The following is a 23076-nucleotide window of genomic DNA, read 5'->3' on the forward strand; positions in this document are numbered from 1 at the left end:
TATAAAATTATTTTTTACCTGCTTCCAGTATCTGTATCACCCGGTCGTCGAGCGGAGGATGTAAACTGTTGAGCAGCCACCAGCCATGAATTTTTGCCCCGCAGTTCACCAGCAGCTGAATCACATCCAGATGCGCCTCATCAAGTTCGCCATGGGAAGTTACCCATACAGCCTGATCCAGCACCGTGCCTCCGTATTCATTGTGCGCCTCGAGCGGAGCTTTCCCATCGATCAGCAATTGAACGGTATCTGCATAGCCATTGAAAGCTGCCCAATGCAGTGCAGTCCATCCCCTCTTATCAGATGAAGCCGGGTCTACCCCTTTTGAGAGCAGCAACTCCACAATATGGTTACGGTTATGCATCGCCGCCCAGACCAAAGCCAGCTTGAGATTCTCTGCGGGTGTATTTACAGGTATCCAGGGAACATTGAGCAAAGGGACGCCACGTTTAAGGCTGCCGTCGGGTTCCAGAAAACTTTCCACGAGGTCATCTCTTCCGAGCCCTGCTGCCACGACAATGTTATCTACCGCTGCGCCCCGTCGGGCGAGGGTTTCGGCCGCATCCGCATAGTGAAAAGCGAGGGCGGTGATCAACGGAGAGCCGTCGTGCCAGACACCATCGACCGACGCTCCAAAGTCCAGAAGCACTTCAACAAGAGCCGCCTGCACGCCTGCTTTGGCAGGATGAACGCTTGAAACAAGCAAATCCAGTGTGGAACCATGGTTCCCGTTGTATACCTCCGCCAAAGCATCCACCTCTGCTCCTGCTTTCAGAAGCATTTTGCAGATATCGACGGCATTTCCCGGAGAATGCTGCCGGAAATTCTCGACACCGTTCGCGGCTATGTAATGTAGCAGCGTAGCCTTATGCATACGGTCGGAGCGAATTTTTGTCAAAGCTGGATTTTTGCTGAGCAATGTCGCGAGCGTATCTATGTCCCCTGATACAATTGCATCTGCTGCGCGCTCGAACTGCTTAACAACGGAATTGTCTTCTGAAAGAGCCTGCACATGACTGCAAAACACTTCCCAGCTTTCAAAACCGTGCTCCCGCGCAACTACCAGCCGGGCATCCCCTATCTCAAAATGTGTAACAGGCTTGTTGAGCTCCGCCAGCTTCGCCGGGTCGGGGTGGTATTTTCTGACATGCTGAATGGTGGTGGTGTCTACCGCGCGGCAGGATTCAAACAATTTCTGAGCCCTGTTTTCGAAGTATGTCAAAGTCTCGCCATTTTCTATCGGGGTAACGTCTGAGGTTTCCATAACCTGTGAATTTATGATTTGTGAAAGGTAATTGCGTCCTCGATTTTTTTCCGACTTAAAAAACCAAACAAATCATGTTCTGTTAAGATAGAATGTCCGTCGCTGACTTCGTCTGTACGTGTTGTTAGATAAAAACTAAATGTTAACCTGGCCCGGCAGGCGCTTACCTCTGCCGACGCAGGGCTGGTAAAGTCGGGACGACAATGAAAACAATAATAACTTGGGATCAATGCTTACGGAAAAGCCAAAAGAAACAGGATTGCGATCCATGTTTTCTGGCCCTGGCGAATGTGTTCGAAGAGATGAAGTGATGGCTGGATGCAGAAATTTATTCATGTAAAGGAACGTGAGTTTACGCGGTAAAATGTTCAGGCGACACAATTCAAATTACACCAATATATACCATAAAAATAACTGGAAAAACAATATTTCAAACATATTCCGAAAGTTTAGTTTTCGGTTCGGACACGTGGTCGGCACCGGAAATTTGCGGGAGCGGAGATAATATTTTTTAGTGCAAAGACACGAAATGCAATTGCCATGGAACGTGCTGATTCCATGACAATTGCATTTTAAGATCTCCCGATGCTCAGTTTTCCCGGCTGTTCATATTGAACGCCACCAGATGTTTTTCAAAGATAGAGTCATACCTGTCTGCCGCATCTACCTGTTTCGCGTTGCGGCATTCCCTGGCAATGGTCTGAAGAATATAGAGGTCTACATTTACATCCCTCCCTTTTACCCCATTTTCTTTGGCCCAGGTCAGGTTTTCATCTGCTCGGATTGCCATTGTTTTTGCCGAATCCAGCGCTTTTTTGTCTTCCCCAACATCGAACAGCATCCCGACAAATCCCGCCGAAAACTGGTCGAAAGGAATGGTATCGTCCGGCATTACAGTCATCGCGCGGTTCACCACATTCCGAGCTTCATTCAGCCGCTTTTCGGCAATAAGCTGCCCTGCAAGCCTGAGAAATGCGATTCGCGCACTGGCTACGGGCGCACCCAGATAAGTGTCGTCATAATACGTTTTCGGATTGTTCATTTCCCGCCACGACATTTTGTTCATCATGTTATCATACATCACATCCGTATTCACATATCCGTCGGCGGCACCCTCCACCCGCACCGGAAGCAGGCGGTACACATATCCTTCCAGCTGCAGATATTCCTGCAACCCCAGGTTGTGCGAGGTACCCATCGTAGAAGAGAAATAAATGGGTCTTTTCCAGTCATTGCTCGCGATGATATCCAGCATCACCAGGTCGCCTTTGTACAGATTCTTTTCCCCGATATTCCAGCTCATAGAGTCGCCCAGATAGGGTAAAAGATCATTTTTAACAATGTTAGATTTTTTAACCCGAGCCGAATCAACAGGAAGGAACAAAATTGGTGATGGCAAAATAGCCGTCATATCCCCGCTCGTCAGCGGTACCTGTATGGCTTTATTTTCCTGCCTGATCAGTTCCAGGTATTCTTTGAGATTAATGCCGTTTTTGACCGAGGGAATTTCGTAGAACGGAACAAATTCATTCTTACCGCTCGCATAGGCATCGGTATCCAGCGAAAACGGCAGCGCATCGGAATCGTTTATTTTACGTTTCAGCTGGCGGATATACCAGTCTGTCCCTAAAAACGTCTGAACACAGACGCGCACATCTTTTCTGAAACCTTCCACTTCCTGCACATACCAGAGCGGAAAAGTATCGTTATCGCCACCAGTGAACAAAATCGCATTGGGCGCGCAACCACTCAGAATATTTCGGGCAAAATCCACAGAATGGTAACGGTTGCTGCGATCTTGGTTATCCCAGCCTTTGGCCACCATCATAACAGGAACGCAGAGGCTCAGCGTGGTTGCAAAGGCTACCTGCATATTTTCCGTCTTTATTATTTTTCGCAAACCGCCTGCAATAGTCAGCACGCCGAAGCCTATCCACATACAGAAAATATAATAGGACCCCACGTAGATGTAGTCTCTTTCCCGTGGTTCGGAAGGGGGTGAATTCAGGTAAATAACGAGTGCTACGCCTGTCAGGATGAACAATAATCCGGTAACCACAAGGTCCTTTTTTCTCCTGCTGTACATACCAACAATGCCCGCGAGCCCAAGCAGAAAAGGCAACATGTAAAAATTGTTGTGTCCGCGGTTTTGGGTAACAGAAGATGGAAAAGATCCAGCCAGCTGCCAGGGAAGCAAAGTTCCGGCCCCTTCCCTGTCGCTTTCCCGGCCTACAAAATTCCAGAGAAAATAACGCCAGTACATGTGCCCGATCTGGTGGGAGAACATAAAAGAAAGGTTATGCTTCATGCCCGGTTTCTGCCCTTCTGCCAGTCCGGTCATTTGCCGGTAGAGTTCCGGGTGGCCGGGCTGGGAGCTGTACATCCTCGGCAAGAGCATGTGGGCTGTCGGCTCATATTCATATTCGGGCCTGTAATCGGTAATTACGTACTTCCCATCCTGCTTGCGGTAAATCGGCGCGCCCCTTTTCTGGCTGATCGGGTTTGAGATAAAGGTTGGCCCATACAAAAGCGGCCGGTTCTCATATTGCTCTCTTTTGAGGTAAGAAACGAAACGCAGGACATTGCTGGGGTCATTCTCGTTGATCGGAGGATTGTATTCCGACCTCACAAGCACCATGATATAAGAGGAATACCCCACCAGCACAAATGCAAAACTGAGCAATGCAGTATTGAGTAACACTTTCTCGGCCCGCTGCGAATACCGGATGCCCCAGACCAGCGTGCCCAGAAACAGAACGATAAAAAACACGATGCCCCAGGTGTAGGGAAATCCAAGTGTGTTCACAAAGAATATCTCAAATTTCCCGGCAATCTCGGGCAGGCCCGGTATAATGCCCGAATTGATGATACCCAGGATAATAAGCCCCGAAAGAAATGCCACAGTACCGCCAAAAACAGTCGGTTTCGGATATTTTTTGAAATAATACACCAGTGCTAGCGCCGGTATCGCCACCAGGTTCAGCAAGTGCACACCGATGGAAATCCCGACCAGATAAGCCGTAAAGATCAGCCACCGGTTTTCTGTCGCAGGATCAGAAATACTTTCCCATTTAAAAACAGCCCAGATCACAATAGCCGTAAAAAATGAAGACAGTGCGTAAACCTCCGCCTCTACGGCCGAAAACCAGAAAGAATCCGACCAGGTGTAAGCCAGCGCACCAATGACGCCGCAGGCGATGACCAGCATACCGTCCGTTTTGTTCCAATCAAGCTCAGCTTTTCCGATCAGTTTGCGTGCCAGCAATGTAATTGTCCAGTACAAAAAAAGGATCGTGAATGCGCTGCTCAGCACGGAAACCATATTAACCCAGTATGCTACTTTCGTAAGGTTACCAAAAGCGAGAAGTGAGAAAATACGCCCTATGAGCAGAAATAAAGGGGAGCCCGGCGGATGCGGCACCTGAAGTTTGAAAGCGCACGCAATGAATTCACCGCAATCCCAGAAGCTGGCCGTGCGCTCCATCGTAAGTGCGTAAGTAATGAATGCTATTGCAAACATCGACCAGCCGGCGATGTTGTTCCATCGTTTAAAATGCATCATATCGGATGAGTTTGGTATGCCCCAAAACTATCCAAACAGCATCAATCAGCTGGAGCGGAAAATCATAAAAAACGTTAACTAAACGCGGTAAAACCGCCTTCTTAACTTTCTTTAACATCACTGCCGCGCCACATTACCCGAAGATCAGGGCGATCGTCCGCTAACGCGGGTTGATTGTTCAAAAACGAACAATTACAATCAACGAAAAGTATATAATTAACTACTATCCAATACATTAGGATTAAGTTTGGTTTCTGGTACGCATATTTACCAGAAATAAAAAAAAGGCATTTTCAGCCACTACGGCCTTATCCAACACCCAACACCATGTTACAGAACTACTTCAAGATCGCTGTCAGGAGTTTGTTAAAAAACAAGCTGTTTTCCTTTATCAACGTATTCGGACTGGCCCTGGGCATGTCGTGCAGCCTCCTGATCTGGCTTTGGGTCAAAGATGAGCTGTCGTTCAACCACTTCTACCCAAAGCTTGAAAATATGTACCTGGTACGTGCGGGCTCGGAATGGAAGGGAACATATTCCGTAGGAATGGTGACATCGGGTCCCTGGTCCGAATCCTTCGAGAAAGAAGTACCCGAAATAGAAGCAGTAACCAAAATCACGTGGGACAAGGAACTTTTGGTGAAAGTAGGCGAAAAAACAACCAGGGAAAACGGGATATATGCAACGAAGGATTTTTTTAAAGTATTCGGGTTGCCATTTGTGGCGGGCAATCCCGGAAAAGCAATTGAACAGCCGACATCTATTGCCATATCACGTAAGATGGCTGAAAAATTCTACGGCACGGCCAACGCCATCGGCCGGACGCTGAAACTGGACAATGCGAAGGAATTCATGGTCAGTGCTGTTTTTGAGGATGTTCCGTCGAATTCTTCTGAGCAATTCGAATGGGTTGCCAATTTTAAAGTGCATGAGCAGGACTGGATGAAATGGTGGGGAAACTATAGTTTCAAAACCTATGTGCTGCTCAACCCGAAAGCCGATCCCGTTCTCGCTGAAAAAATAATGCAGAAAGTGATCAAAAAGAACTGCCCGCCGCAGCTCACCAGTTTCCCGGTACTTCAGCCTATGAAGGATGCATACCTATATTCCGAATATGAAGGTCTGAAAGCAACTGGCGGCAGGATCGAATATGTACGGGTGTTTTCGATCGTGGCCATATTTATGCTGCTCATTGCCTGTGTCAACTTTATGAATCTTGCTACCGCGAGGTCTGTGAACAGGGCCAAGGAAGTTGGTGTGCGGAAAGTTGTTGGCGCAGAAAAGAAATACCTTGTCATGCAGTTCATAGGGGAATCGCTGATCGTGAGCGGACTGGCTGCCATGCTGTCGCTCATTTTTGTTTACAGTCTGATGCCCGTATTCAATGATGTGGTCCAGAAAAAGATCGACCTTACCGCATCCGATCCTTTTTTGTGGTTTTCCGTAGTCGGGCTGATTATCATTACTGGCTTCGTTGCAGGAAGTTACCCGGCATTGTATCTCTCCGCGCTGCAGCCAGTACGCATTTTAAAAGGTAAGCTTGGCATCGGCGACAGCAGCGCTTTTTTGAGAAAAGGCCTCGTAATATTCCAGTTTGGATTATCGGTTTTCCTGATTGTCGGTATGATTGTCATCGGCAGACAAATGAACTACATCCAGACAAAACGCCTGGGACTGGATAAATCGAATGTACTTTACATCCCGATCGAAGGCGACTTGTACAACAAACTTGAAGCATTCAGGCAGGAAGTCATCAATTCTCCGTCTGTGCTGGCCGCCACTACTACCGGTTCAATCCCGACCAACATCGTTGGTAATTCCGGTGACCTGGACTGGCCAGGCCGCGATAAGGATATCGACAATACCGTACATGCCACTTTCGTCGGTTATGATTTTGCCAAAACCATGAACATCAAAATGGTGGACGGCCGTGACTTTTCGAAGGATTTTGCGGCGGATACGGCGAATTACATCATCAATGAGGCTGCCGCAAAACTGATGAAAATGAAGGATCCTGTCGGAAAACAGGTAAAATTCTGGATGGGCAACGGAACAATTGTCGGACTGATGCAGGATTTTCATCTCAACTCCTTTCATTCAGCGATCAAACCATTGATACTTGTAAGCTACAAAGGCCTGAATACCGAGTTTATAATGGTCAGAGCCAAGTCCGGAAGAACCACAGACGCGATTGCACATCTGGAAAAAACAACCCGGAAATTCAATCCCGCCTATCCGTTCTCCTACCATTTCCTGGATGAAGATTATGAACGGATGTACCGTTCGGAAATGATCGTGAACACGCTCATCCGGTACTTCGGGTTCCTGGCTATTCTCATTTCCTGTCTCGGACTGCTAGGCCTTGCTGCATTTACAGCAGAGCAGCGCACTAAAGAGATTGGTATCAGAAAAGTTCTGGGTGCCAATGTGGCCAGCGTCATTGCACTGCTTTCAAAAGATTTTATAAAACTCGTCCTGGCCGCTTTTGCAGTGGCATGTCCCGTTTCCTGGTACATTATGAACAAATGGCTGAACGGCTTTGCCTACCACATTGATCTTACCTGGGGCATTTTCGTTCTCGCGGGCTCTGCGGCACTGTTTATTGCCTTGTTCACGGTTAGTTTCCAGAGCATCAAGGCGGCTCTCATGAATCCTGTCAAGTCTCTGCAGACCGAATGAGAGACTTCTTCACGGGACTACCAAGCTTTGAACAGCAAATAACAGCTGTAAAAGATCATAACCCACGTCAAAGAACCTGCAACGACGGTGAAGAGCAAGGCGCTAAGAAACGGCAGATTCGCGCATTCTGTCCGATAAGTAATTGTCTTTTCCATTTTCCCGGAAAACAAATGTTGATAATACTTTAAAACGCATGATTTGGGCAGGAGTGTTTATCAACTTTTTGTTTTCCAACAAATTAGAACTACTTGTATTGTCTATCAATAAAAGCGTTAAACTAAATTGTCGATCCATCAAAACAGTTTGAAAACGTTTCAAAATTAGTTCTTTATCAAGAAAAAATAGCGTAGAAAAATTATGACATGTGGTTTTTCCTTTATTTTTTAGGAAATAAAGATGCAAATGTGGCTAAATGAAGTAATTACCGCCATCACGATTCTCCGGTTTTTCAATTTCAGTATAAAAAAAATTAGCTCGCATACCGGTTACTTTGATGTGTATACGATAGCCGTGTAGTAGTAATTCTTACACATAAAAAAACACATCCAATGCCGGGTACAATCGGCCTGGATGTGCAACACAATTGGGAGATGGACTTTTAACCTGAGGAAGGTTTTAATGTTTTGGGAAGGAGAGAGAGAGAGGAGGGATTTACGCCAGTTTTTCTCGAAAAAACCGCACGTAAACTTTCGTGTAAAACGAAGCGCTGGGGAGAGCTTTCGTCAGGCCCTGTCGGAGTCGGATTTTTCTTGCAGCATTCTTTTTGATTTTTTGACTTCTCCCGGAGTGAATTCATCCTTAATCCACCTTACAAAGTTCTTGGATTGTACCTGATAGACTTGCGCGGACAAAGGCTTAAGATCTGAATTTTCGATCTCGCGAAGATAGTCAGCAAGCAGTCTGTTAATTTCTTCTACCACATTGGCTTGTGTTTTCATCGGAAGGTTTTTGGCAATTACACAAATAGGATAATTCTAATCGTAAATCAAAAAATTGTTCGCTTTACTGAATGCAAGTATAATAGTTCGTTTTTAACAGACTATCATTTTTGTGGTGATCCTGGCTTATTTTAGGGTATAACTATCCGTAACTGGGGGCAACTTTTGGCAAATTTCACACTTTGCACAAAAGCCTAAATTTCTTCTATAAAACCGTGTCAAATCCCCGCCACTGCGTCAAAAAACACCAGCTACGAAACAGCAACCAAGAATTTCATTTTTTTTGTAACCGGAATTTAATATCCACTGTTTCAGAACGCTACAAAATGTATTTTCCCAAGAATTCTTCTGACGGAAAACAAAAAAAGCCCCGATTAGGAGCTCCTTTTTCACCACATTCCGGGACGACTTTTTATTCAGTTGGCTGTCCGTAAATACACGTTATTGCTGATAGATTCCAGCTTCAGAGCCGGTCCTCCCCCATTAAACGTACCTTCCAAAAGGTACCCTACGATGGGGTCTTTCTGCTTCTTGTTTTTGAAATCGATTTTAAGATCGGAATAAACTTCGCCCGTGATCGTCTTCATAGCGACATTGGCGCCTTTGCTTTTGGGCCAGCTCATGTCCACGTGCCCGCTGATCGTTTTCGCAAACACTTCCGCAGATGCCCCTTCAATCTCGATGTTACCATTGATGGTCTCGAGTTTCAGCCGTGCCTGACGTGGCAGCCACACTTCATAATTAATTTCACTGCATACGTAATACTTCTGTCCATTGTTGTCGCTGCCCCATGTGCTGCTTTCTTTCGGACAATCTTCTTTTTTCCCGTTTTTCATCATCTCCTGGTCAAAATCGGTTTTGAGCATCACCTCTTCACCAGTAGTATTGCTGGTGACCAGCAGCGCGTCATTCAGTTTCCCTCCATTTATTTCTACCTTAATCCGGACCGAAACATCGGCTTTGTCCCAATACCTCACACGGATGCTGTCAGCGAACTTCAGGTCCAGGTTAACCAGCTGCCCGGACGAATAGGTAAGCTTTTTCTCTATGATCTTTTGCGCAAAGACAGGGCTAGCCAGCAAAGCTATAAAAAGGAATATCGTTATGTTTTTCATCGTATCTGAAACGTTTAGGAACAACTACTTTTGCTTGCGGATGAATATGTCACTGCTGATGGTATTAAGCTGGATCTCAACCCCTCCCCCGTTTGTAGTACCTTCGATGTTCCTTCCACCTCCTACTTTCGACAGCCCGTCTTTCGCACTTTTTGTTCCCAGGTCAAAATCTGTGTACATCTCTCCATTGATCGATCTGAGCTTTAGGCTGGATTTTGCAGAAGCTGGCAGCGAAACGTCGATTGCCCCGCTCACGGTGGATATGGCCGTAGGTTTTTCCTGATTCAGGTTTGAATAAACCACTTTGACCTCGCCGCTGGTGCTATTGGCTACAACCGGACCAGTGACGTTGACCAGGTTGATAGAAGCGGTGTTGGTGCGTATTTCCAGGTCGCCATCCATGTCTTTTATCGAAATCCCCGACCCGCCCTGCCAGTTGGTTTCCTGATACAGTACCGATACTTTGCTGGGCAGCTTCACAGTATATTTCACCTGTTTGCGTGAAGCCTTCTCGATTTTCAGCACACCGTTTTCCGTCGTAACCGACAGACCCACACCGGAGTTGTCCACTGCGCTGTAATAAAGCGGTTTAAGACCTCTTGCCCTTTCGGGAGGTGCTTCAAAACCCGAAGACGCTGTGATCACTACTTCGTCGCTGTTATGGCCTTCGACTTTGATGTCACTCCCCGACATCTCAATGACAACTTTGCGGTCTTTGGTATTCGCTAGCTTGGTTTTGAATTCCTGGGCATGGGCAACCATGATACCTGAAAACAGGCTCAGACTGAGCATTAAGTACTTTTTCATGGATTTTGTTTAAAATAAAAAAGTGTAAAAATTGTGTTTACGAAGAAGGGTTTTCCTGGCGGGCGAGGCGGTCCAGCCCCTCCTCTGCTTTCAGGCGTACAACATCAAGTACCTCCCGATTCTTTACCATCCGCCGGAACTGGCCTGCCGCACGTTGCTCCCGAATGCCTGTCAGCGCTTCTATCAGCATAATCTGCACGTTAGGCTCCGACTGGATTTCCAGTGACTGGATAAGCGCCTCGGTTACATCGGGCTCATTGACAAAGCGAAGCAAAGCCTGACCAGCCGCGAGGCGGACGTTGATATTCGGATCGAAGTTGAGGGTGTTGATGAGCAGCTGCGTGATATTTCGGTCCACATCTGACAGCTCATAACTCTGGTTCACTGCATGGATACGTTCGCTCGCCGAGGTGACTGCCCTCTGCTCAAAATCAAGCATTTTTTTCATTTCCGCAACCGATTCCCGGTCACGCCCGGACAAGGCAATGTTCCCACCGTTTCCCGAGGCCTGGAATCCGTAGTATAGCATTCCGCCCGCAAACCCTACGATCAGCAGTACCAGCCCTGCCGCTATTCTCGCGATCCAGCTGGTAAGCCTGCGTACGCGGCCTTTTTTCGGAGGGTCAAGCCGGGCGGCCAGCTCGTTTGCAAAAGCCAGGGAAGGATGCTGATCCCGGGCTTCGGCAAAATAGGAAAACTGTGCGGTATGGCTCTGTAAATGCGCAGGGACGTCGTTCCCCTGAAAAAACTGCCTGAGCTGTCTTTCTTCTTCCAATGTTGTCTCTCCCTCATAATATCTGTCCAGCAACTTTTCAATATCCTGATCCATAGTCGTTTACTTTTAAATAATTCTCCCTCAACTTCTGCCTGGCCCGCGACAGGATCACCCGGATATTATTGATGCTCAACCCGGTAACCTGTTCAAGTTCCTCAAATGAATATTCCTCCACGTCCCGCAAGTGAAGGATCAGCTTCTGCTGCTCGGGAAGTGCTCCGATCAGCCGGAGCATAAGCTGATTGCTGTCCGACAGTTCCGCCTGCTGATAAGGAGAAACGTCATCAGCCTCCATGCTCACCAAATCCGCATCTTTTGTCATTTTTTTATGGTGATGCGATTTCAGCCTATCAAGACAGATATTCTTGGTCATCTGCACCGCAAGCGCCTCAATGCTATTGTAAGATTCCAACTGTTGCCGGTTCGTCCACAGCCGCAATAGCACATCCTGTATGGCATCCTCTGCTTCCTCCCGGCTGCGCAGGAATAGCTGGGCCAACCGGAAAAGCCGGCCTTGTACGGGAAGTATGCGTTGGTTAAAGGCTTTAAGTTCCATTTCAGTGACAAGACGACCGGACCGTGAAAACATTACAAGATGAAATATTTTTTTTCGAGGCCTTCGGGTATATGATGAAATTTCCTTTAACAAACAGCATGAACATGATAACCGGATCGCGCAGCTGCTGCAAAACCAAACCTACAACGGTCAGCGGGTAGGCAGGATGCTCTTCCTTTTGCGATGGGTGATGAGTTACAGAAGAATTACGGAAGTGACTTCAGGCACATCGTGGTGTCGATCTGTACGTCGAGCAATAGCCTGGCCAGTGGCGACAGGAACTTAAACTATATGGAACCCGGCGCGCCGGAAATGCTGACTTTAAAATGCTGAAAGGGAAGCGCGCAGGCCATGCGATGACAGCTGCTATGATCAACGCGTTCAAGAGCCTTAAACAGATTAACAAAAAAGCCCGTGAGCAGATTCATCGCTCACGGGCTTCATATATTTTTAGGCCTGAGGCTCCACAGCACCCGGGTCCATCCACATAACTTCCCACAAATGCCCGTTGATATCCTCGAAACCGCGTCCGTACATGTAGCCGTATTCCTGCGTTTCACTTGATGATTTTGCACCAGCTGCAAATGCCTTATCTACCAGTGCATCCACCTCTTCCCGACTGTCCGCTGACAGACAAATGATGGCCTCCGCTGCTTTTGATGTGTCGACAATCTCCTTTTTGGTAAAAGTCTGAAAGTATTTCTCCACCAGCAGCATTACATATATATCATCACTGATAATCATACTCGTAGCGTTTTCATCCGTAAACTGGGCATTGAATGTGAATCCCAGCTTAGTAAAAAATTCTACCGTCTGGTTAAGGTCTTTAACGGGCAGGTTAACAAAGATTTTAGTCGCCATGTTTTTAAGGTTTAAGTTGACTTTGCAAACTTACAACCGTCATGAAAACATGATGTTGTATGAATGCGGCAAATTAGGGGGCTGATTGCGACAATCGCTGAACATATAGCTGAGGCCCTATCAGAGACGTTTCAGTAAATAAATGAAAACTTCGTCCCGGCAATGCAACGATCAGCCCCTTAGTTATGTCTCCAACGGTGTACAAACAAGCTACGGCAAATCCACCAACCCCTTATCTAGCCATGAAGAAAGTCTTACTCATACTCTTTATCTGCACATCAGCAGGTCGCACTTTTGCACAAACCACTGAGTATCTCGTTCAGCTTAGCTCCGGACTGTTTTCCTACGGCGGCAAGTCTGCGGCTTCTGCCACGGGCGTATCTGTAAGCGACGTACTATCCGAGCCGCATTATGTCCAGGATGTTTTCGGAAAGCAAAGCGGGTTATCTTACGGGCTGCATACGCAGATGCAGACCATCACAAAAAACAGTTTTATCATGGGCGTACGACTGGGCTTCGACAGGCTTTCTTCCAAAGCAGACGTCACAAGCACCGCAAGTATCGTCGGTAACAGACCAGCTCACGGAAAAGTTGTCGCCAGTAATAGCGTAGTGCAGCTCAATCCATATTTAGGATATCGCCTCCATACTGGAAACATACACATTGATTTAACCGCGGGCTTAAACGGAGGTTATATTCTAAGCAGCCAATACCACGCGATCGTAGAAGAACAACACAATACGATCGACCAGAAAGGACCCAATCACAGGATCAACACCAAATTCGATTTGGGCCCGGTGGCAGGAGTCTCGGTCGGATATAAAAAAGTTGCTTTGAGCGCCGGTTATTTTCATGGATTGATCAACTACCAGAGAGATTTAATCGGAGCAGACCGGGAAATTTATTCGCGTTATTTGCGTTTTGGAATTTCATACCGGATCTTTTAACAATTTTTAAAACAAATTCCGCACCACCATTTATGAAGAAAGTACATGCGTTTTTTATTTTGGGACTAATGCTGGCAGGTTGTCGCGTAAAAGATAAAGTACTTCCCCTGGACGTTTGGTCGCAGGATTGCGTCGAGCTTGCACCGTATGAGAACGGTTACAGGTTGAGCGGCATGTGTTGTTCACACCTTACTTTGCCACAGCTGAACGTGAATAAAAAAGGCATCTTCATCACCGACGCTGTTTACAGCAGTTTTACCGGCGCGGGCTTTGCTGACACCACATTAAGAGTAACCGGCCACATGTCCGAGGCAGATTCTGTGCTCACAATAGCATACGCCCTGGATACGCTCAGTATTCAAAAGTTCCGCCTGAAACCGGGTCCTCGTAAGAAAGTTTGCGAATGTTTTTGTGACTAGTACAAATCAGGAGTAATACTTACCAGGCTTGCCGACGCCCGTATGTATCATCCCCGGAATGCGGAAGGTGTAGAATTGGTTTGTTTTTTAAAAAAATGATTAAAATGCGCGGGTTCCTCAAAACCCAGACAATAGCTGATCTCCGAAATATTCCAGTCCGTATGTTTTAACAAGGCTCTGGCCTCTCCCGCTAACCTTTCAAAAATGTGCTCCGTAGTGGTCTTACCCGTGGTGGAGCGGATCGCCCGGTTGAGATGGTTCACATGTACGGTCAGGTGGTCGGCAAAATCCCGTGCTGAACGAAGCGAAAAGCGTTGCGTAGGAGACTCGATCGGGAACTGGCGTTCGAGAAGCTCGGTAAAAACGGCCGTAATCCTCGCATTCGCATCCACATGCTGGTACAGATTTTCGGTAGGCTGCATTTTCAGCGCATAGTGAATGATCTCTGTGATGTAGTTTCGGATCAGATCATATTTATACATGTAATCCGATTTGATTTCCTCTTCCATTTTCTCAAAAACCCCGGCTACATAACTATCCTGGGCTGTGTTGAGCACATATACAGGCTTACCTCCGAGTGCAAACATGGGCAGTTCCCGGACACTTCTCTTCAGATGCTCACTAAAAAACGCCTCTTTGAAAATGCAGAAATATCCGGACGAATCATCGGACAATGGCTCGAAGGTATACGGCACGTCCGGATTAAAGAACAACAGGGTTGTTCCGAACACTTCAAGGCTTTTGTCTGCATAATGATAAATATGCCGCCCACGCATAAGGACAATTTTATAAAAGTCCCTCCGGCTGTACTGCACGGGCGGTTTACCCGGACCCATGCAGTCTTCCAGCCTGAACACGTTGAAATGACCGATATCTTTTTTGATGTTTTCCGGCATCCAGTTGAATTTTTGCCGGTAAAAATCTTCCAGTGTTTCTGTCTTTGTCATATTGTAAAATTAAAACAATTGATCCACACAGGAAACTTTGGGGATCAGGAAAATAATGTTTCGCTGAAACCGGTTGATGTAGCGGACACTTGCATGCTGGCCATATCTTTCTGAACAGCCCTGATCTTTGCTTCCGCCAATTCGTAAGCATCCTGTCCCAGGAAAAGGTGGACCGGAGGCTCGGGCATACCGGCCACCTCGATCATCAGCGCCGCAGCTTTGTCCGGGTCGCCCGGTTGATTTCCGTTGTAGCTCTCCTGGTGTATTTTCTGTGACTCCCTCACATTTTGATATGCGTCAATTGCATTCACAGGGACATTGAGAGACGAATCTTCCAAAAAGTTTGTCCTGAAATAACCCGGTGACACGACCGTAACGTGGATACCAAATGGCCGTACCTCTTCGGCAAGAGATTCTGAAAATCCGTGTACGGCAAACTTGGTAGCGCAGTAGATGCCAAATCCCGGAAAGGCCCCGGTAAAGCCCCCGATCGACGCGATATTTAAGATATGCCCCGACCGCTGCTCCCGCATCTGCGGCAGCGCTTTGCGGATCACATTGATGGAGCCAAACACATTTACATCGAAGTTCTGCCTGGCATCCGCATCGCTCAACTCTTCCAGAGCGCCAAGAAGACCATATCCCGCATTGTTGACAACCACATCCAGGGAGCCAAAATGGGCTATTGTTTTTGTTATTGCAGCTGCAACACTTTCTTCTTCAGTGAGTTTCACAGCCAACGGAAGAAACCTTTCCGTCCTCACTCCTACCGCATTTTGCAGTTCATCCACATTACGTGAAGTGGCTGCTACCCGGTAACCTCCGGCCAGCAATTTCTTCACCAGCGACAGGCCCAACCCCTTGGAAGCTCCCGTCACAAACCATACTTGCTTATCCATTGACTTTGTTTTAAATGATTGCTTTTTGTTTGAATTTATTAAGTCAAAAGTATGCAGACTACCCGACCGTACACTTGCCAGTTCCAAACACATTCTTGTATAATTCAAACATCGGGTAAAAAGCAGGGCTACTTTTAAGAATGAATCAAACGAATACCGTGCAACCGGTCTGCCTTCCGACGACATTTTTAGAAGTAATTCAAAAATTATATCAAAAAATTTTAAAATATTTTAGCCGATAAGTAGCAACATTGTGTAGTATTATGTCTACATTTGTTGGATGGTTTTCTCACTCCCAAATCTCCACAATGACTAAAATACTTCTCGTTGAAGCGCATGCGATTGTAAGGATAGCCACAAAACTTATCCTCAATGAAATTCTGGGCCCTGTTAATATACATGAATCCCAGTCATTTGGGGCCAGCCTGGATCAGTTGGCTTCGGATCAGTTTGACCTCGTAATGCTGGATCTGACCATTCCGGAAGGGGAAAGCTACCATATGATCCAGAAGCTCCGGGCGATACAGCCTGGTGTCAGGATCCTTATTTTCTCTGCCAAAGATGAAAGCCTTTACGCGCCGCACTACCTGAAGGCTGGTGCCAACGGTTACCTCACCAAACTGGCGCCTGACGCGGAAATCAAAAAGGCGATTTTGGCCGTCCTGAATGATGAAAGGTATGTCAGCACTACCGTGAGGCAGCAGCTCGGACATAACACTTCTACAACAGGGCTGAACCACGACTCTCCTCTTCAGTACCTCTCTCCCCGCGAAATGGAAGTAATGGACTTGCTACTGAAAGGCAAATGGACGAAGGAAATTGCGGGGGAACTGAAGATCACGATCAGTTCGGTCAGCACTTACAAGACCCGGATCTTCGAAAAGCTCGAAGTTTCCAATCTGATCGAAATGTTCAACAAGGTTCAACTATACAGTGGAAGCCAGTCCTGAAAACTGAAATCTTGATTAATACAGCCAGACAATCATAAGGCGGTGTTTTCTACACCGCTTTTTTATTTGTACAGACCTGCCTGAAAATGGTAACCTGCCGTCGTATATACTCCCCAACATCATTCAGACTGTGGAATTTCGGCCAATAACACCCCCCGCCCTGGGAAATGACCGCTTACCGGCAAATGGTGCTGCCGGACAAATCCTCACAAAAAATCATTAAAAAAGGCGTTAATCCCTCCAAAACAGTGAAGGGAAACACGTGCGCTATGCACCACTGCAACTTTTGGTATAGTTTTTGTCCCACATTCTCACATTAAACCGATAGATTTTGCTTTTTTTGACAACTGCATATCCAGATGAACATTAAACCCTCGAATTTCAGAGCACATTTGCCGTCACTTCCTAAATCTAAAACCGGAATCGTCGGACTCGATGAGATTACCGATGGAGGACTTCCAAAAGGGAGGCCCACGCTCATCTGCGGCGCCGCCGGATGCGGCAAAACACTCTTTTCAATTGAATTTCTTGTACATGGAGCGCTCGAATACAACGAACCGGGCGTCTTCATCGCTTTTGAAGAAAAAGCCGAGGAACTTGCGGTGAATGTTTCGTCACTGGGCTTCGACCTCAAACAATTGCAGCAGGACAAAATGATCCGCCTTGACCATGTTCACATCGAGAGAGGTGAAATTGAAGAAACAGGCGAATACGACCTCGACGGCCTTTTTATCAGACTCGGTTATGCTATTGACAGTATAGGTGCGAAACGTGTGGTGCTCGATACGATAGAAAGTCTTTTTTCCGGATTGAACAACCAGGCAATTATACGGGCGGAACTGAGGAGACTTTTCGGTTGGCTTAAAGAGAAAGAGGTCACTACCATTATCACCGGTGAAAAAGGCGAAGGGACGCTGACGCGCCACGGCCTTGAAGAATATGTTTCCGACTGTGTTATCCTGCTGGATCACCGGGTATCCAATAAAATATCTACCCGTCTTCTGAGGATCGTTAAATACAGAGGATCCGAGCATGGTACTAATGAATATCCTTTCCTGATCGACAATGACGGGATATGGGTGCTCCCTGTTACTTCTCTTACCTTGTCACATGATGTTTCCACGGAAAAAATTTCTTCCGGTATTCCGGCACTTAATAAAATGCTCGGCGGCGAAGGTTTTTTCAGAGGTAGCAGCATACTCGTTTCAGGTACCGCCGGGACAGGTAAGACGAGCATTGCGGGATGTTTCGCCAACGAGACCTGTATGAATGGAGAGCGATGCATTTATTTTGCTTTCGAAGAATCCTCCAGACAGATCATCCGCAACATGCAGTCGATCAATATTGACTTACAGCAACATGTGGAAAGCGGTTTGCTCCGGTTCTTCGCATCTCGGCCTACGCTGAATGGCCTGGAGATGCACCTGCTGGCGATCAACAAAATGGTAATCGAGTTCAACCCAAGCGTGATTGTGCTCGATCCGATCACCAATCTGATCACAGTCGGTACACCAAGCGAGGTCAAAAGTGTCCTGATCCGCCTGATAGACTTCCTTCAGTCCCGTCAGGTCACAGTCATGTTCACAGCTCTTTCGCTGAACGACACCGTCAATGAGCAGACAGACGAGAGCATTTCTTCGCTCGTGGATGCCTGGATGCTGGTGCGTGATATTGAGTTCAACGGTGAGCGAAACCGGGGCTTTTATGTCATGAAATCACGTGGCATGAAGCACTCCAATCAGGTAAGGGAGTTCGTAATTTCGGACGAAGGGCTTAATATGGTAGACGTATTTTTGGGACCTGAAGGTGTACTTACCGGATCGGCACGCAAGGCGCAGCAACTGCTTGAAGAAACCGGCGAGGCGATTCGTGGCCATGCCTTGAGCCGCAAAGACCGGGAGATAGAGCGGAAGCGGGTTGTCCTGGAATCCAAAATTGCCAGTCTCAAAGAAGAGTTCGAGTCAATACAGGAGGAACTGAACAAAACATATATTGAAGATCAGCTTAAGCAGGAAGTGATGGAAAAAAGCCGACGGGAGATCGAGAAAAACCGGGGCGGCGATAACTAGGTAAACGGCACAGGCCGGCGAAAACGAAATGGAACAATTAGAAGAAATCTGGGAACTGAGGCTCTACGTTGCTGGAAAGACGGCAAAGTCAGTGGCAGCCCTGGCAAACCTTAAAAAGTACTGCGAAACCCACCTTAAGGATAAATACATCATCGAGGTGATCGACCTACTCGTGCAGCCGCAGCTGGCCGAAGGCGATCAGATCTTTGCTATTCCTACTTTGGTAAAAAAGGTGCCGGAACCCATCCGTAAGATCATTGGCGACCTCTCCAATGAAGAAAAAGTTTTGGTAGGTTTGAATATACGCCCTGCAACAAAAATGGAATGAGTCAGAAAAAAATTAGTGAGGACGACTGGAATTTGGACAATGAAAAAAGGCAATACGTTTTGCGCCTGTTTGTTACGGGAGCATCTTTAAATTCTCGGCGGGCGGTGGTGAATCTCAAGGATATCTGTGAAAAATATATTAAAGACGATTATTCATTGGAAATAATAGATGTTTACCAGCAAAAGCACATTGCAGAACGGGAACAGCTCCTGGCCCTCCCCCTGTTGATCAAAAGCCATCCACTTCCTGAAAAAAGGATGATCGGCGACATGTCGGACACCGAAAAAGTCCTTAAAGGACTTGGGATTTCAATTTGACAGGTCATGAGCACGCAAAAGACCTATAAGGAACTGTTGGCGGAAAACGAACGTCTCCGCTTGCAACTGGAGGAGGCCACTGAAACTATACATGCTATCCGAACCGGACAGGTGGACGCGCTCGTAGTCAACGATCAGGACGGACGACATCAATTGTACACTCTTAAAACCGCCGATCAGACCTATCGTGTTTTTATTGAAAAAATGAACGAGGGTGCTGTAACGCTTAATGAAGAAGGGATCATACTCTACTGCAATTCCATGTTTGCGTCTATCGCCGGCGTTCCGCTTTCAAAAGTGATAGGCCTGCCGTTCGCCAGCTTTATCCCCGACGGTTTCAGGGAAATTTACAATGACCTTTTCTCAAGTGGCTGGCTGGAGGACAATAAAACGGAGATCAGCATCAAAAGCGGGGACCGGCTGGTACCCTGCCAGCTTTCTGTCACGACCCTGGACCTGGATGAAGGTGTCTCGCTGAGCGTGATCATCACAGACCTCACTTTTCAGAAGGAAACCCAGACTTTGCTGAAACTCAATAACCAGAGGTTGGAACAAGCCAACGCAGAACTTGAAAAAAGCAATCACGATCTTCAGCAGTTTGCTTCTGTTGCTTCACACGACCTGCAGGAACCGCTCCGAAAGATTTCCATATTCTCAACAATGCTCAGAAGCCGGCACGGTGATGAGCTTCCTGCGGACAGTGCAATGTATCTGAACAAGATAATCGCGTCGTCCAACAGGATGAAGACCATGATCATTGACATTCTGAGTTATTCAAAGCTGTCGACGCACACGGACCATTTTGCCCTGACAGACCTGACAGAGATCGTTAAGGATGTCGTGGATGATTGCGAGATAATGATCCAGGAAAAAAACGCCACCGTCATTATAGGTGACCTTCCGGCTGCCGAGGTTAACCGCGGGCAAATGAGACAGGTTTTCCAGAACCTGATCAGCAATTCCATCAAATTCAGTAAAGTTGATGTGCCTCCCGTTATTCATGTCACGAGCCAGGATGCTTCGGTAACTGATCATGTATCAAAGAACGGGAATTCGCAGGAAGCAATTTCCATACAATTTTCAGACAATGGTATTGGCTTTAATGAATTGTACCAAGATAAAATTTTCTCATTGTTCGAACGGCTGAATACCAAAGACCAGTACGAAGGATCCGGGATCGGCCTGGCGATCAGTAAAAAAATTATCGGAAAACATAACGGAACTATTTCCGCCATTAGTAGAGAAGGAGAAGGTTCTTGTTTTATAATTCGTTTACCTTTGCACCAAAACAAAAGCTAATCGACCATTCATGCCTGCTACGCTAACGAAAATACTACTGGCAGACGACGACTTGGACGACAGATGGTTTTTTGAGGATTTCCTGAAAGGCAGGGAAGATATCATACTGCTTCCAGCAGCGACCAGCGGGATTGAGGTGATACAGTATCTGGACAATCTCACATCGGCAAATGACCTTCCGGATATTATTATTCTGGATCACAATATGCCCGGACTCAATGGAAAAGAAACGCTTGCTCTTCTGCGCTCCCGGAACCGCTACAATGAAATCCCCGTCCTCATTTATTCCACGTACATCGGGCAGAAGCTGATTGACGAGTGTATGAAACTCGGTGCTGCATCGGTCATGCTCAAACCCTCTTCTCCGGACGAATACAACGGGATGATCGACCGCATCCTTTCTGATACGGCAAAAAAAACGGACTATTGAAGCAGTTTGTACTGCCTGTTGAGATAATTTCTGTGGTACTGCCGAAGTTTCTGATCTAGCTGATAGCCCAGCCTGTAACGCTCCCCGATCTTATAGCCGCGCGTATAGGTGTATTCCCATCTGAATTCATCAGTTGTCCGCAATCGCGCATGTTCTCCCTGGATAAGCTTTCCGGGAGGAATTGGGATCGCAAAATTGAAGCCGATAGTCGAGCCGTTGGTGGTCGTCATCGCATAAAAGCCGATCTCGATGCTGCTGAACTGTCTCAGCATTTCTACCCGCGCGCCAACATCCCCGGCAAGATAATGGCCACCCGAAACTTTAAACGTGATATCCGGATTAGCCAACCTGTAGGCCACATCTGCTATGAGCAGGAGCTTGTCCATATTTTCGTAGTAAATGCCTCCCCTCGGATAATAGTAATCTCCTGTGAGACCAGCTTCCAGGCCGAAAGACCAGGGGCTTTTGAGGTCTGCATACCGGTACTGCAAATTTACACCATACTGGTCGTTCTGAAAAAAACCAGCCGACGCGCTGAAAAAATGATGTCCTGATGCGTAAAACTGGTTCAGGAAAAGCGGAGCAGGGCGGATGATCTTGGGCCGGTTGTCCAGATCGTTCACAATCGGGAAAAGAACCCCAAAATGAAACAACATGCCAGGCAGGATATGAAACTGGCTTTGCAAAGCCACGCTGGTATTGCTCTGAACTGGCTTATCGAAGTTCCCGAAGATAGCAGCAAAATACGGCTGTATCCAGAAGTCGAATTTATACTTGTTAAACTGAAGCGGAAACCGGTCGCCCCGGATGATGCGCTTGCGTTCGGCGTTCGAGACAGCGCTGTAACCAAGCCCGTCCCCCAACGTATACTTCCCGATCGGAATACCCTGAAACAGGGGAACATAAGTATGGATGAGTGAGTCGGACAGCGCTTTTTTCATTTCATATAAACCGATGAAGGGATTGCGGTACAATCGCTGTTCATACGAAACCAAGGCAGCACTTGTATCGATCTGCACATTCTCAAAATTCTTTCTGAGCTTTTTCCGTTTTGAGTCACTTTCGGCGTTCTGTGCAGCCAGGTACGATGTACTGAGAAGAAGCAGACAAAAAAGTAAACTAATTTTGCTTTTCATGCAGCTTCATTATTCGTTTAGGGAGTTTCAAAAGAGAGAAATTGTAGGAAGTTCCAAAGGTAATCTGCTCGGCGTTTAAAACAGCGGCCTGAACGATCCAGTTTTTCAGGACGGTAGCATATACCCCCGCATTGATGTTTTTGGAATCGTATTCGAGCATCAGTCCGTACTTTTTGCGAAACTGAAGAGACACCCCGCCGAAGGGGCCTTCCAGATAGTGTTTGTGACGACGGTATTTGTTTTTTTTCTCAAATACCATATTGGCAAACAGGCCGTAATTTTCCAGTGTGCTTCCTTTCCTGTAAATATGGTAAGGACTTCCATATCCCGCGCTGATCTCCGCATTGATAATTTCGGTGATCTTCACGTTCTTGGTTGCTACAAGTGCGTGTGTAAGAAGTGTGGGGCTGATACTGGTAGGCGTAGACATGATCACCGCCAGCGAAGGCTGTTTCGCCTTTTCCTTCAAAATAAGATACCTGAAATCAAGTTGCCTGTCGCCAAGGCCCTGTTTCACCGGCTTCTCATCGGTACTGAACAGCTGCAGCATATTGATGTTAATGTCAAAACGCGGCAGCACGGTAAGGTTCATATAAATGACGCGGCCCGGATTTCTGTTGTCCGTACCAAAACCATAGTCGCGGGGGAAAAAATGTCCGCCTATTTCCACATTGCCGTCCTCTGTATAACGGGCTGCGGGTGTATAAATAAGCCCTGCTTTCCCGGAAATGTTGGTCTGGGCCAGGCCGGGCAGCATACAAAGAAATATTAGGGATGA

General features: G+C 47.0%; 21 protein-coding genes. 9 read left to right on the forward strand and 12 right to left on the reverse strand.

All coding sequences use genetic code 11. The features are described 5' to 3' along the window. Positions 1-7 precede the first annotated feature (7 nt). Positions 8-1264 (reverse strand): ankyrin repeat domain-containing protein, encoded by a 1257-nt coding sequence (locus FBF61_RS06840; protein ID WP_138476459.1) that lies wholly within the window; start codon positions 1262-1264, stop codon positions 8-10. Between the two features lie 589 nt (positions 1265-1853). Next, on the reverse strand, positions 1854-4826 hold the full coding sequence (locus FBF61_RS06845; RefSeq protein ID WP_138476460.1) for a glycosyltransferase family 117 protein: 2973 nt from the start codon (positions 4824-4826) through the stop codon (positions 1854-1856). Positions 4827-5153: 327 nt separating this feature from the next. Here FBF61_RS06845 and FBF61_RS06850 point away from each other — a divergent pair, with 327 nt between their 5' ends. Next, positions 5154-7505, forward strand: a complete 2352-nt coding sequence (locus FBF61_RS06850; RefSeq protein ID WP_138476461.1) for an ABC transporter permease — start codon at positions 5154-5156, stop codon at positions 7503-7505. A 722-nt stretch (positions 7506-8227) separates the two neighbouring features. Here the strand turns inward: FBF61_RS06850 and FBF61_RS06855 are convergent. The 6 genes from FBF61_RS06855 to FBF61_RS06880 all read right to left on the reverse strand — a co-directional run bounded on the left by FBF61_RS06855 (position 8228) and on the right by FBF61_RS06880 (position 12557). Next, positions 8228-8443, reverse strand: coding sequence for a hypothetical protein (locus FBF61_RS06855; RefSeq protein ID WP_138476462.1), 216 nt, complete (start codon positions 8441-8443; stop codon positions 8228-8230). Positions 8444-8859: 416 nt separating this feature from the next. After that, positions 8860-9558 (reverse strand): DUF4097 family beta strand repeat-containing protein, encoded by a 699-nt coding sequence (locus FBF61_RS06860; RefSeq protein ID WP_138476463.1) that lies wholly within the window; start codon positions 9556-9558, stop codon positions 8860-8862. A 24-nt stretch (positions 9559-9582) separates the two neighbouring features. Continuing rightward, positions 9583-10365: a DUF4097 family beta strand repeat-containing protein gene (locus FBF61_RS06865; RefSeq protein ID WP_138476464.1), complete on the reverse strand. Its 783-nt coding sequence runs from the start codon at positions 10363-10365 to the stop codon at positions 9583-9585. A 37-nt stretch (positions 10366-10402) separates the two neighbouring features. Then, a complete protein-coding gene (locus tag FBF61_RS06870; RefSeq protein ID WP_138476465.1) occupies positions 10403-11194 on the reverse strand; it encodes a HEAT repeat domain-containing protein in 792 nt (263 codons plus the stop codon). Next, the gene (locus FBF61_RS06875) at positions 11178-11729 is read right to left on the reverse strand and encodes a GFO_1088 family ECF-type sigma factor (protein WP_229214942.1); all 552 of its coding nucleotides are present in this window, start codon (positions 11727-11729) and stop codon (positions 11178-11180) included. The genes FBF61_RS06870 and FBF61_RS06875 overlap by 17 nt, the downstream gene beginning before the upstream one ends. A gap of 417 nt (positions 11730-12146) precedes the next feature. Beyond that, the gene (locus tag FBF61_RS06880; RefSeq protein WP_138476466.1) at positions 12147-12557 is read right to left on the reverse strand and encodes a VOC family protein; all 411 of its coding nucleotides are present in this window, start codon (positions 12555-12557) and stop codon (positions 12147-12149) included. Positions 12558-12799: 242 nt separating this feature from the next. On the opposite strand from FBF61_RS06880, the gene FBF61_RS06885 reads away from it, so the two are divergent. Both FBF61_RS06885 and FBF61_RS06890 read left to right on the forward strand, forming a co-directional pair. Beyond that, entirely contained in the window at positions 12800-13504 is a 705-nt protein-coding gene (locus FBF61_RS06885; RefSeq protein WP_138476467.1) for an outer membrane beta-barrel protein, read from the forward strand. Positions 13505-13536: 32 nt separating this feature from the next. Beyond that, complete coding sequence (locus FBF61_RS06890; protein WP_138476468.1) at positions 13537-13923, forward strand: hypothetical protein; 387 nt, start codon at positions 13537-13539, stop codon at positions 13921-13923. Positions 13924-13970: 47 nt separating this feature from the next. Here the strand turns inward: FBF61_RS06890 and FBF61_RS06895 are convergent, their stop codons facing one another. Continuing rightward, positions 13971-14870, reverse strand: a complete 900-nt coding sequence (locus FBF61_RS06895; RefSeq protein WP_138476469.1) for a helix-turn-helix domain-containing protein — start codon at positions 14868-14870, stop codon at positions 13971-13973. 44 nt (positions 14871-14914) lie between these two features. After that, positions 14915-15769 (reverse strand): oxidoreductase, encoded by an 855-nt coding sequence (locus tag FBF61_RS06900; protein WP_138476470.1) that lies wholly within the window; start codon positions 15767-15769, stop codon positions 14915-14917. A gap of 308 nt (positions 15770-16077) precedes the next feature. Between FBF61_RS06900 and FBF61_RS06905 the strand changes: the two genes are divergently transcribed. From FBF61_RS06905 to FBF61_RS06930, 6 genes are all read left to right on the forward strand, one after another. Continuing rightward, the gene (locus FBF61_RS06905; RefSeq protein WP_138476471.1) at positions 16078-16719 is read left to right on the forward strand and encodes a response regulator; all 642 of its coding nucleotides are present in this window, start codon (positions 16078-16080) and stop codon (positions 16717-16719) included. Positions 16720-17078: 359 nt separating this feature from the next. Continuing rightward, entirely contained in the window at positions 17079-18788 is a 1710-nt protein-coding gene (kaiC, locus tag FBF61_RS06910; RefSeq protein WP_138476472.1) for a circadian clock protein KaiC, read from the forward strand. Positions 18789-18816: 28 nt separating this feature from the next. After that, positions 18817-19116 (forward strand): circadian clock KaiB family protein, encoded by a 300-nt coding sequence (locus FBF61_RS06915; RefSeq protein WP_138476473.1) that lies wholly within the window; start codon positions 18817-18819, stop codon positions 19114-19116. Then, a complete protein-coding gene (locus tag FBF61_RS06920) occupies positions 19113-19433 on the forward strand; it encodes a circadian clock KaiB family protein (protein ID WP_138476474.1) in 321 nt (106 codons plus the stop codon). Before FBF61_RS06915 ends, FBF61_RS06920 begins: the two co-directional genes overlap by 4 nt. A 6-nt stretch (positions 19434-19439) precedes the next feature. After that, a complete protein-coding gene (locus FBF61_RS06925) occupies positions 19440-20732 on the forward strand; it encodes a sensor histidine kinase (protein ID WP_138476475.1) in 1293 nt (430 codons plus the stop codon). Positions 20733-20742: 10 nt separating this feature from the next. After that, the gene (locus tag FBF61_RS06930; protein WP_138476476.1) at positions 20743-21162 is read left to right on the forward strand and encodes a response regulator; all 420 of its coding nucleotides are present in this window, start codon (positions 20743-20745) and stop codon (positions 21160-21162) included. Here FBF61_RS06930 and FBF61_RS35020 read toward each other — a convergent pair. Together FBF61_RS35020 and FBF61_RS35025 are read right to left on the reverse strand one after the other, a co-directional pair. After that, a complete protein-coding gene (locus tag FBF61_RS35020) occupies positions 21156-22298 on the reverse strand; it encodes a YjbH domain-containing protein (protein ID WP_229214943.1) in 1143 nt (380 codons plus the stop codon). The two genes, FBF61_RS06930 and FBF61_RS35020, sit on opposite strands and share 7 nt — an antisense overlap. Continuing rightward, positions 22282-23055, reverse strand: a complete 774-nt coding sequence (locus FBF61_RS35025) for a YjbH domain-containing protein (protein WP_229214944.1) — start codon at positions 23053-23055, stop codon at positions 22282-22284. The genes FBF61_RS35020 and FBF61_RS35025 overlap by 17 nt, the downstream gene beginning before the upstream one ends. Positions 23056-23076 lie beyond the last annotated feature (21 nt).

Origin of the sequence: Dyadobacter bucti (genome assembly GCF_005869225.1) — a bacterium.
In the GTDB taxonomy this organism is placed as follows: domain Bacteria; phylum Bacteroidota; class Bacteroidia; order Cytophagales; family Spirosomataceae; genus Dyadobacter; species Dyadobacter bucti.